The sequence below is a fragment of the Amycolatopsis sp. NPDC059021 genome, assembly GCF_042739895.1.
Classification (GTDB): domain Bacteria; phylum Actinomycetota; class Actinomycetes; order Mycobacteriales; family Pseudonocardiaceae; genus Amycolatopsis.
Genome location: NZ_JBHYIQ010000139.1, coordinates 10,805 through 21,082, shown reverse-complemented (window position 1 = coordinate 21,082; position 10,278 = coordinate 10,805). Strand labels below are relative to the sequence as shown.

Annotated in this window: 10 protein-coding genes; 5 read left to right on the top strand and 5 right to left on the bottom strand. The window is 71.4% G+C overall.

The genetic code is table 11. From position 1 onward, the window contains the following. Positions 1 to 83: 83 nt before the first annotated feature. Together ACFWX1_RS44135 and ACFWX1_RS44130 are read right to left on the bottom strand one after the other, a co-directional pair. On the bottom strand, positions 84 to 1,070 hold the full coding sequence (locus ACFWX1_RS44135) for a hypothetical protein (RefSeq protein ID WP_378395890.1): 987 nt from the start codon (positions 1,068 to 1,070) through the stop codon (positions 84 to 86). Positions 1,071 to 1,083: 13 nt separating this feature from the next. Next, positions 1,084 to 2,832 carry a proline--tRNA ligase gene (locus tag ACFWX1_RS44130; protein WP_378395889.1) on the bottom strand — a complete coding sequence of 583 codons (1,749 nt, stop codon included), beginning with the start codon at positions 2,830 to 2,832 and terminating at the stop codon, positions 1,084 to 1,086. A 126-nt stretch (positions 2,833 to 2,958) separates the two neighbouring features. Between ACFWX1_RS44130 and ACFWX1_RS44125 the strand changes: the two genes are divergently transcribed. Next, positions 2,959 to 3,315 (top strand): VOC family protein, encoded by a 357-nt coding sequence (locus ACFWX1_RS44125; RefSeq protein ID WP_378395888.1) that lies wholly within the window; start codon positions 2,959 to 2,961, stop codon positions 3,313 to 3,315. 34 nt (positions 3,316 to 3,349) lie between these two features. After that, entirely contained in the window at positions 3,350 to 4,255 is a 906-nt protein-coding gene (locus tag ACFWX1_RS44120) for a 2-hydroxyacid dehydrogenase (RefSeq protein ID WP_378395887.1), read from the top strand. Positions 4,256 to 4,263: 8 nt separating this feature from the next. Here ACFWX1_RS44120 and ACFWX1_RS44115 read toward each other — a convergent pair whose 3' ends face one another. Continuing rightward, positions 4,264 to 5,202, bottom strand: coding sequence for an aminoglycoside phosphotransferase (locus tag ACFWX1_RS44115; protein WP_378395886.1), 939 nt, complete (start codon positions 5,200 to 5,202; stop codon positions 4,264 to 4,266). 73 nt (positions 5,203 to 5,275) lie between these two features. After that, positions 5,276 to 6,241: a GNAT family N-acetyltransferase gene (locus tag ACFWX1_RS44110; RefSeq protein WP_378395885.1), complete on the bottom strand. Its 966-nt coding sequence runs from the start codon at positions 6,239 to 6,241 to the stop codon at positions 5,276 to 5,278. Positions 6,242 to 6,305: 64 nt separating this feature from the next. On the opposite strand from ACFWX1_RS44110, the gene yaaA reads away from it, so the two are divergent. After that, complete coding sequence (yaaA, locus tag ACFWX1_RS44105; RefSeq protein WP_378395883.1) at positions 6,306 to 7,052, top strand: peroxide stress protein YaaA; 747 nt, start codon at positions 6,306 to 6,308, stop codon at positions 7,050 to 7,052. Here the strand turns inward: yaaA and ACFWX1_RS44100 are convergent. Continuing rightward, a complete protein-coding gene (locus ACFWX1_RS44100) occupies positions 7,039 to 8,259 on the bottom strand; it encodes an FAD-dependent monooxygenase (protein ID WP_378395882.1) in 1,221 nt (406 codons plus the stop codon). The two genes, yaaA and ACFWX1_RS44100, sit on opposite strands and share 14 nt — an antisense overlap. A gap of 93 nt (positions 8,260 to 8,352) precedes the next feature. On the opposite strand from ACFWX1_RS44100, the gene ACFWX1_RS44095 reads away from it, so the two are divergent. Both ACFWX1_RS44095 and ACFWX1_RS44090 read left to right on the top strand, forming a co-directional pair. Beyond that, entirely contained in the window at positions 8,353 to 8,955 is a 603-nt protein-coding gene (locus tag ACFWX1_RS44095) for a MerR family transcriptional regulator (RefSeq protein WP_378395881.1), read from the top strand. A gap of 406 nt (positions 8,956 to 9,361) precedes the next feature. After that, positions 9,362 to 10,141 (top strand): PE-PPE domain-containing protein, encoded by a 780-nt coding sequence (locus ACFWX1_RS44090; RefSeq protein WP_378395880.1) that lies wholly within the window; start codon positions 9,362 to 9,364, stop codon positions 10,139 to 10,141. Positions 10,142 to 10,278: the final 137 nt, after the last annotated feature.

The following is a 10,278-nucleotide window of genomic DNA, read 5'->3' as shown; positions in this document are numbered from 1 at the left end:
GCCGGGGTCCGGAAAGTCCGTGGGGGCCTCCTTGAGGGACCCAGAGTCCTTCAGGGAGGCCCCCACGGACTTGAGCGATGCGGTCAGCGGGTCGAGGGTGGCGGGGTGACCGTGGTGCGGTCGGCGTCCGGGACGCCCCGGTAGCTGTGCAGGACGCGCAGCAGCTGCTCGCGATCCGCGGTGCCGGGGACGTCCTGGTCGGCGTAGGCGACCAGGACGGCGGACTGCGCGCTCGCCGCGTCACCCGAGCCCATCGCGATGGCCGCGACGAGGGCACGCTTCGGCACGCACGGACCGGTCTCCGACGGCACGACCTCGGCGACGGCGATGCTCGCGGGCCGGGTCCTGCCCGGGGCGAGCGGAACCTCCGCCTGCTGCGCGGGCTGCGACGCGACCTGGGCGAGCGGGCCCGCGCCGGGGCTGTACCGGCTCACCGCGAGGTCGTTGACCGCCTGCGCGGCGGCCGTTGCCGGATCCGCGACCTTCACGGTCGTGACGCCGCTGCCGCCCCGTTCGCTCGACGGCTTCCCTTGGCAGAACCCGCTGTCCAGGAAGGCACTCGTGGCGAGCGTGATCCCGGGGACGGCCGGTCCCTTTTCCCAGCCGTGCACGGTGCCGGGCTTCGGCTGCCAGTTCGGCGGGACGTCGTAGGCGTACGAACCGTCACGACCGGCCACCGCGTGCCAGCCGTCCGCCACCGCGGGCACCGTGACCTGCGGCGGCGGGGTGTAGACACTCGGCTTGCGGCTCGCCGGGGCGGAGCCGCGATCGTCGTGGCCCGAGCCGAAGTACTGCGATACCGCGCCCGCCAGCGCCACGACGCCGACGGCGATCCAGCCGACGTAACCGCGACCCCGCTTCTGCGGCCGGGTCCGGCGGGCGGCCCGGATCCGTTGTGGTTCGGCGCGCGGCGGTTCGGGCTGTTCGATCCCCGAGGGCTGGGGCGCGCCGTAGCCCTCGCTGGGCCGGAAGCCGCGCGAGTCCGAGGGCTCGTAGCCCCCGAACCCGCGCAGCGCGGCGTTGTCCTCGTAGCCGGGCGCATCGTCGCGCTTGCGGCCGAACCACCCCATCGGTCGCGGTCCCTCAGGAACGGATGAGCTTGACCAGGTGATCGACCACCGCGTCGACGGCGATCTCCTCGCGTTCGCCGGTGCGCCGGTCCTTGACCTCGACGACCCCATTGGCCAGGCCGCGCCCGACCACCAGGATCGTCGGGACGCCGACCAGCTCGGCGTCGGCGAACTTGACGCCGGGGGTCGCCTTGCGGTCGTCGAGCAGGACCTCGACCCCGGCGGTGCTCAGCTCGGCGGCCAGCTTCTCGGCACCCGCCGCGACGGTCTCGTCCTTGCCCGCGATCACGACGTGCACGTCGAACGGCGAGACCTCGCGGGGCCAGACCAGCCCGAGGTCGTCGTGGTTCTGTTCGGCGAGCACGCCGACAAGCCGGGAGACCCCGACGCCGTAGGAGCCCATGGTGATGCGGATCGGCTTGGAGTCCGGGCCGAGCGCGTCCAGCTCGAACACGTCGGCGTACTTGCGGCCGAGCTGGAAGATGTGGCCGATCTCGATCCCGCGCGCGGCGACCAGCGTGCCCTGGCCGTCCGGGGAGGCGTCGCCCTCGCGGACCTCGGCGGCCTCGATCGTGCCGTCCGGGGTGAAGTCACGGCCCGCGAGGAGGCCGACGACGTGGTGGCCGGCCTTGTCGGCGCCGGTGATCCAGGCCGTCCCGGCGACAACGCGCGGATCGACGAGGTAGCGAACCCCGTTGTCCTGCAAGGCTTTCGGCCCGATGTAGCCCTTGACGAGGAAGGGGTTCTTCGCGAAGTCGGCCTCTTCGAGCAGGGCGACCTCGGCGGGTTCGAGCGAGGCTTCGAGGCGCTTCATGTCGACCTCGCGGTCGCCGGGGACGCCGACGCCGAGCAGCTCCCACTCCTTGGCGCCCGGCTGCCGGGTCTTCACCAGGACGTTCTTCAGCGTGTCGGCGGCGCTGAACTCGCGCCCGAGCCCGGCCGCGTTCAAGAACGCGACGAGCGTCTCGATGGTGGGCGTGTCCGGCGTGTGGTGCACCTGCGCGGCGGGACGTCCCTCGACGGGCTGCGCGGGCGGCGCGGGCGTGACGACGGCTTCGACGTTGGCGGCGTAGCCCGAATCGGTGCTGCGGACGTAGGTGTCCTCACCCGTTTCGGCGACGGCGAGGAACTCCTCGGAGGCCGAACCGCCCATCGCGCCCGACGTCGCCTTGACGATGACGTACTCGAGGCCGAGCCGGTCGAACAGCTTGATGTAGGTGTCGCGGTGGGCCTGGTAGGAGCGCTCCAGGCCCGCATCGTCGAGGTCGAAGGAGTAGGAGTCCTTCATGACGAACTCGCGGCCGCGCAGGATGCCCGCGCGGGGCCGCGCCTCGTCCCGGTACTTCGTCTGGATCTGGTACAGCGTGACCGGATAGTCCTTGTAGGAGGAGTACTCCCCCTTCACGGTCAGCGCGAACAGCTCTTCGTGCGTCGGGCCGAGCAGGTAGTCGGCGCCCTTGCGGTCCTTGAGCCGGAACAGGCTGTCGCCGTACTCGGTCCAGCGGTTGCTGGCCTCGTAGGGCTCCTTCGGCAGCAGCGCGGGGAACTGGATCTCCTGCCCGCCCATCGCGTTCATCTCCTCGCGCACCACGTTCTCGATGCGGCGGAGCACGCGCATCCCCAGCGGCAGCCAGGAGTAACCGCCCGGGGCGACCCGGCGGACGTAGCCGGCACGTACCAGCAGCCGGTGGCTGGGTACCTCGGCGTCCGCCGGATCCTCGCGCAGGGTGCGGAGGAACAACGACGACATCCTGGTGATCACTTCTGGCTCCTCGCGAAAGCGGGCAGGTAGACGTGCTGTGCAGCGTAGTCAACCCCCCTTGACCGCTTCCAACGGGTTATCGGCGGGCGCCGGTTTCTGTCGGTGGTACCCGCTAGCGTCCCCGCCATGACGCTGACCATGGGCATGATCACCATCGACTGCGCCGACCCGCCGAAGCTGGCGAGCCTCTGGACGCGGGCGCTGGGTACGGAAATCGACCAGGACTACGGCTTCTTCCTGATGCTGAAACCACCGGCGCAGGGCGGGCTGGTGCTGGGTTTCCAGCAGGTCCCGGAACCACGAAAGGGGAAGAACAGAGTGCACATCGACTTCGGCACGAGCGACCGGAAGGAGGAGATAGCCAGACTGGTGGCGCTGGGCGCGGACGAGCACGAGACCCACGAGGTCCCCGGGCTCACGTGGACGGTGCTCACGGATCCGGAGGGCAACGAGTTCTGCGTCTCGTCGGGCGTGCACGGCTGAGGGCGCATCCGGGCGAACGGGCAGACTGGCGGGCATGACCCACCGAGTACTTCTGCCCTGGCGTGACATCGAGGTCCCGGCGGGCCTGTCCGCCGGCTACTACGACGGCACCGGTCCGTTACCGGACGACAGCGTCCTCGAAGACGTCGAGTTCTACGTGCTGCCCTACGACCAGGGGCCCGAGCCCGTGCGGCTGATCCCGAAGCTGCCCGCGCTGCGGGCGGTGCAGGCGCTCTCGGCGGGGGTGGAGATGCTGTTGCCCCTGCTGCCGGAGGGGGTCACGCTGGCCAACGGGCGGGGGTTGCACGACCTGAGCGTCGCCGAGCACACGCTCGCGCTGATCCACGCGGCGCAGCGGGACCTGCCGCGCTGGTTCGCGCAGCAGGCCGCCGGCTCGTGGGAGCGCGAGCACACTCGCTCGCTCGCGGACAGCCGGGTGCTGCTGGTCGGGTACGGCTCGATCGGCAAGGCGATCGAGCGTCAGCTGCTCGCCGCCGAGGCCGTGGTGACCAGGGTGGCGAGCACCGCGCGGCCCGCCGACGGCGTGCACGCGGTGGCGGAGCTGCCGCGCCTGCTGCCCGAGGCGGACATCGTGGTGCTGATCCTGCCGGACACCCCGGCCACGCGCGGGCTCGTCGGCGCGGCCGAGCTGGCCGCGCTGCCCGACGACGCGCTGGTCGTCAACGTCGGCCGCGGTACCGCGATCGACACCGCGGCGCTGCTGGCCGAGACGAGTTCCGGGCGGCTGCGCGCGGCCCTCGACGTGGTGGATCCCGAACCGCTGCCGAGCGACCATCCACTGTGGACTGTGCAGGGCGTGATCCTGACCCCGCACATCGCGGGCGGGTCGGCCTCGTTCTACCCGCGCGCGAAGCGGCTGGCCGCCGAGCAGCTACGTCGGTTCGCCGCGGGCGAGGACCTGCTGAACCGGGTGCGCTGAGCCGCTGGTCAGCTCCAGCGCGTGCGGTGGGCCAGCCAGCGCAGGGTCGCCGCCGCGAGCCTGCGCTGGCGTGCCCGGACGCCGGTGGTCGCCGGCGGTTCGGGCAGCCTGCCCGCGTGCTCGGTGTACCCGGCGAGCGCGACCCCGAAGGCGGTGACGGCCCAGCCGGGCACCCCGGACAGCACCGGGCGGCCGCGCAGCAGCCGGTCGACGTCGGCGGGCGCGTGCCCGGCGTCGAGCAGGTGCGGTACGAGCGTGACCAGGTCGAGCCAGCCCGCGCCGCGGGCCGGGTAACGCCAGTTCGTCACCAGGACCCGGCCCGGTCCGGTGCGCACCAGGCTGTCCGGCTCGATCCCGTTGTGCAGCAACGTGTCCCCGGCCGCCCACGGATGCCACGAGGTCTCCAGCGCGACCAGCGAGCCGAGGTTGCGGACCGCCCACGGGTCCAGATCGTCCGGCGGGCGGGCGGCGATCTCACGCCAGCCGCGCAGCAGCGGCCCGAGGTCGTCCAGCGCGGCCGGGACGTCCGGCAGCGGGCACGGGGTGAGCGTGCGCCCGAGCGCGCCGAAGGTGGCCAGCACCGCGGACAGATCTGGCGAGCCGGGCCGCAGCACCGGCCGGGTGCCGTCGAAGTCCGCGAGAGCGAGCACCAGCCACGCGTCGTCCACAAAGGACAGCAGCCGGGGCACCGGGGCCGTCCCCGGCAGCCGGGCGGTGACCGCGGCCTCGGCCCGGTAGCCGCCCGCCCTCGGGCTGTCCGCGGGCAGCGCCTTGACGAACGCGCGGCCGCCGTTCTCCAGTTCGAGCCGGGCCGCGATGGCGCCGCCGAACTCCGGGGTCTGCCACAACGACCGCCGTACCGCGCCTCCCAGCTCCCGCTCCACCAGGTCACGCACCGGCTCCGGCAGGTCGTGCCAGCCCCGGCGCGCGGACACCGACGCCGTCATCACGCTCCCCTGCGTCGCACTCCCCGTCCGTGAAAATCCAAGGTACAGAAATTCGCGCGGACGGGTGGCGGCCTCAGGTGACGGGCAGGACGTATCCCTCCCAGGTCTGGACGGTGCGGTAGCCGCAGCCTTCGTAGATCCCCAGCGCGCGCTGCGCGTTGTCGACATCGACGTTGAGCGCGGATCGCTCGAAGCCCTGCTTCTTCGCCTTCTCGAGCGTGTACCCGAGCAGCGCCGACGCGATCCCCCTGCCACGCAGCGACTCGCGGGTACCGACGTCGCTGACGTACAGCTCGCGGATGCCGGTCACGGCCTCGTCGGAAGCGAAGTAGGAGCTCAGCACGAACGCGACTACCTCGTCTCCGGCCGGTGAGAGCAGCAGGAACGACAGATCCGGCCGGAAATCCTTGCTGTCGCTCACCTGGTGCCGCCACATCTCGGGGGTCAGCTGGGCCGAGCCCCAGTGGCCGGCGAAGACGGCGTTGCGGGCGAGCCTGGCGAGTTCGTCGTGGCGCCCGGAATAGGGCACCGGCTCCAGCCCCGGTGGCAGCGGCCGTGCCGGGGGCAGGTCCGCGAGGTCGGCCCGCATGTCTACAAAGGACCGCAGATGCCGGAACCCGGCGCGCTCCAGCGTTCCCGCGAACCACCGCTGATCCTCGTGCGCGGCGGCGTGCAGGTCCAGTGGTGCGCCCGGGAACGCCTTCTCGTGCACCCGCTTCGCCGACTCGGCGAACCAGGACACGAGGTGCTCGCCCAGCGCGTCATCGCGGTAATCCGGATGCGTGAGCGCTTCGAGCCGCACCATGTGCGCCGGATCCGCGGAGCCGCGGCGGATCACGACGCCGGAAGCGACGAGCTGCTCGCCATCCCACGCGCTGGTCGAAGCCCCGGCGAGGTCGACGTTGGGGCTGCTCAGCAGCTCCCGCAGGTCCGCGGCGTCGTAGTGCTCGCCGGTCGGCTCGACCTTCTCGGTGATCGCGACCAGCTCGGCCATCGCTGGAGCGTCGTCGAGGGTCAGCGGCCGCCAGATGAGGTCCATGACGCGAGGCTAGGCACGACCACCGGCCCGCGCACCCGGATTTTCCGCCGATTACGCTCAGGGTGTGCTGGTGCTCCTCCCCCCTTCCGAGACCAAGGCCGACGGCGGCGAGGGCCCGCCGCTCGACCTGGCCGCGCTGTCCTTCCCCGAGCTGAACCCGGTGCGGGCGAAACTGGCCGACGCGCTGGCCGACCTCGCCCGCGACGTCCCGGCCAGCCTCGCCGCGCTCGGTATCTCGGCCCGGCAGAGCGACGAGGTCACCCGCAACGCGCAGCTGTGGACGTCGCCGACGATGCCGGCGCTCAGCCGCTACACCGGTGTCCTCTACGACGCGCTCGACGTCCGCGGCTTCACGAAGGCGGGGCTGGCGAAGGCCCAGCGGCGGCTGGCGGTCACGTCCTCGCTGTTCGGCGTGGTTTCGGCCACCGACCCGATCCCGGCGTACCGGCTTTCCGGCGGCAACACGGTCCCGGGGCTGGGCACCGTCCGCGGCCTGTGGAAGCCCGTCCTCGAACCCGTGCTCCGGGAGATCGAGGGCCTGATCGTGGACCTGCGATCCGGCACCTACTCGGCGTTCGCCAAGCTGCGGCCGGACGCGGTGACCGTGCGCGTGGTGACCGAGGACGCGCACGGCAACCGCACCACGGTGAGCCATTTCAACAAGGCCTACAAGGGCAGGCTCGCCGCGGTACTGGCCACCACCAGAGCCGAACCGTCCACTGTGGAGCACCTTGTCAAGGTGATCACCAGGGCCGGGCTGGCGGTCGAGCGCACCGGCGAGCACGCGCTGGAACTGCTCACCGGGGACTGACCTCGGGCACGGGGTAGTCCGGCACGGCGACCGCCGTGGCCGCCTTCTTCACCTGCCGCCCGATCAGCTTGAAGACCAGGTTCTTGCCCGGCGTGTACGGGATCATCCTGATCTGCCACAGGTGCAGCCGGGTCTGCCACGGCGTCGCGGGCGCGACCCGTTTCGCCATCCCGAGCGCGAACTTGTTGTTGAGCCGGGCGAACTCCCGCAGCCGCTCCTCGTACCGGCTGAAGGCCACGCGGTGGTCACCGTCCGCGGCGGCGAGTTCCCCGGCGAGCACGTAGGCGCCGACCAGTGCCACGCTCGTCCCCTGCCCGGACAGCGGCGAACCCGCGCACGCCGCGTCGCCGACCAGCGCGACCCGGCCCGCCGACCAGCGGTCCAACCGTACCTGCGCGCAGGCGTCGAGATAGAAGTCCGGCGCCCGGCGCGCCTGCTCCAGCAGGAACGGCACGTCCCAGGCGGCCCCTTCGTACACCTCGGACAGCAACGCGTACTGACTCTCGACGTCCCGGTAGTCGTACGCACGCCCGTGTGCCGGGAACATGAGGATGGCGCGGGCCTCGCCGGCGACCCGGGTGTCCGACACGGTCGCGACCCGGCCGGGCTCGACGAAGGTCCGCTGGGTCCGGTCCAGGCCCCAGCGATCCGGCACGGTGAACGTGGAGATGACGACGCCGAGGTCGTGCAGCACGTCGCTCTCCTCCCCGAAAACCAGGCCACGCACCGGGGAATGCAGGCCGTCGGCGCCGATCACCATGTCGAAGGTCCTCGGCGCGGACCGGGCGAAGGTGACGTCGACGCCGTCGGCGGTTTCGGTCAGCGCGGTGACGGCGTCGTCGAACACGAACTCCGCGTGCGCGCCCGCCCGTTCGCAGAGCAGGGCGAGCAGGTCGCCGCGGAGGATCTCGACGTCGAGCGGATCGAAGGCACCGAACGCGCCATCCATCCAGGCGATCCGCTTACCCGAAGCGTCCACATAGGACATATCGGTGATGTCGGTGGCAGCGGCTCGCGCGTCGTCGAGCACGCCCATGCGCTCGGCGACGTCGAGCGCGGCCCCCCGGATGTCGATGGCCTGCCCGCCCCGGCGCAGCGCGCCCGCGCGCTCGACGACGGTGACATCGAAGCCGTACCGGCCGAGCCAGTACGCCAGCGTGATCCCGGCGACCCCCGCGCCGGAAACGAGCACAGTTTTCGTGGTCATGAAGGCTCCCCTGCCTGTGACGAAGCGGATGATCTCTGGATACCCGCACTATCCAACGTAGGATAGTGCAGGTATCCAGTCAAGAGGAGCGGCGTGAAGGTCAAGGAACTGAGCCTGCGGGCGAACGTGTCCATCCCGACGATCAAGTACTACCTGCGCGAAGGGCTGCTCCCGAAGGGCGAGCCGCTCGGCGAGACCAAGGCCGAGTACGGCGAGGAGCACCTCACCCGGCTACTGCTGATCCGCACGCTCGTGGAGACCGGAGAAGTCCCCATCGCCCGGATCCGGCACCTGCTCGACGCGATCGACGACGAGAACCTCCCCGCGCGGGACCTCCTCGCCGCGGCGATGCACGCGGCCGCGCCCGACGCCCGCACCACGGCGCACGACGACAGCTTCGGTGACCGCACCGGCGCCGAAGCGTTGCTAGCCCACGAAGACTGGAAGTCCACTTCGGACGGACGCGACCAGCTCGCCCGCGCGCTCGCCGGACTGCGCCGCATCGGCCTGCCCGCCGACCCGGACAAGCTCGGCCCTTATCTGGACGCGGCGAAGACGATCGCCGCACAGCAACTGCCCTTGCTGCCGGCTCCCGAGGAACGCGCGGAGTTCGCGGTGCGCGCCGTGCTCGGCGCCGTGCTCTACGAGCGCCTGCTCGCGACATTGATCCGGATCGCCACGGAAAACGCCCGGTAGGTCCGTGAATGCCTCATCGAGGTTTTCTCACCAAGTGGTCTGGGGCCGTGGGTGCTGCCGAATGTGCCGGAGGGCGCCTTCGGTCCGCTGAGGCTTCCCGCCCACGCGGACAGCATCGCCCGGTGTCGCGAACGCTCCGTTGCCGACGATGGACGTCCCGAACGGAGCTTTCGCGACACATCAACGTCTCGAACGCGACATTCGAGACAGCCACACCCCCAACCCCTACCGAGAAACCTCGTTGAGAGACTTGAAGTCCCTCAATGTGGCATTCACGGACCGGGAGACATCGGCAGGCGTTCACCCGAAAGTGTCACAAAAAGACATGTCATCAGGATTTCATGGTTCGTGGATAACTTTCCTTCGCCCAGCACATCAGCGTATTCGGCGGGGAAGGAACGCTAACATGAAGAAACCTCAATGGGTGGCGGTGATCGGCACGGCCGTCGCCACCCTGGTCGCCGGGCTGCTCGGCGCCACGGCCTCGACCGCGCAGGCCGAGGGGGCCCATTACTACATTCTCATCGGCGGTACCTGTGACGGCGCCGGGAACGTGTACAACGACGCCTGGCTGCGCGGCGGGATCCGGCGGGTCGTGCACTACCCCGCCGGTGCCGCGGGGCTGCCGGGCTGCGACCAGACGCCGATGGACCAGAGCGTCGCGCGGGGCCACGAAGAGGGCAACCGCGTCGTCCAGGGCGCTTTCGCCGAGAACCCCGGGGCCGAGTTCACCGTCGTCGGCTATTCGCAGGGCGCGATCGTCGCGAACCTGGTGCTCAACGACATCGCCGACGGAAAGCTCGGCGTGGACAAGTCGCGGTTCACCGCCAAGATCTTCGCGGACCCGATGCAGCCGGCCGGCCCGCCGGGACGCGGAATCAGCGCGGTGCTCCCGCCCGGGACGGGCGCGCCCTCGCCGTTCGGCGGTTACGTTTCGTTCGGCCCCGGCCGTCCCGACTTCGGCGGCATCCCGTTCATCCGCTATTGCATCGAGACCGACGGCGTCTGCCATTTCGACACCCTCGAAGCGCCGGGCGGGTATTTCGCGCAGCACCAGTGTTATCAGTGGACCCGGCCGGCGGACGGCCGGTCCATCATGGGCGACACCATCGCCGACGGGGTGTACACCAACGCCTCGCAGCCGTTGCCGCGCCAGAACTGCCGCCCGCCGTGGCCCAGCGCCTGAGCGGATGAGCACCCGGACCCGGGGGGGGGGGGGGGGGGCGCGCGGGCGCGCGCGCGCGCGCGGGGGCGGGCCGGGCGCGGCCGGCCCTCGCCGGGCGCGGGCGCGCCGCCCCGGCCCAGCCGCGCGGCCCCGCGCCG

Excerpts from the sequence above, each read along its gene's own strand:
- ACFWX1_RS44135 (WP_378395890.1), bottom strand. The coding sequence starts at position 1,070 with ATGGGGTGGTTCGGCCGCAAGCGCGACGATGCGCCCGGCTACGAGGAC.
- ACFWX1_RS44125 (WP_378395888.1), top strand. The coding sequence starts at position 2,959 with ATGACGCTGACCATGGGCATGATCACCATCGACTGCGCCGACCCGCCG.
- ACFWX1_RS44120 (WP_378395887.1), top strand. The coding sequence starts at position 3,350 with ATGACCCACCGAGTACTTCTGCCCTGGCGTGACATCGAGGTCCCGGCG.
- ACFWX1_RS44115 (WP_378395886.1), bottom strand. The coding sequence starts at position 5,202 with ATGACGGCGTCGGTGTCCGCGCGCCGGGGCTGGCACGACCTGCCGGAG.
- ACFWX1_RS44110 (WP_378395885.1), bottom strand. The coding sequence starts at position 6,241 with ATGGACCTCATCTGGCGGCCGCTGACCCTCGACGACGCTCCAGCGATG.
- ACFWX1_RS44100 (WP_378395882.1), bottom strand. The coding sequence starts at position 8,259 with ATGACCACGAAAACTGTGCTCGTTTCCGGCGCGGGGGTCGCCGGGATC.
- ACFWX1_RS44090 (WP_378395880.1), top strand. The coding sequence starts at position 9,362 with ATGAAGAAACCTCAATGGGTGGCGGTGATCGGCACGGCCGTCGCCACC.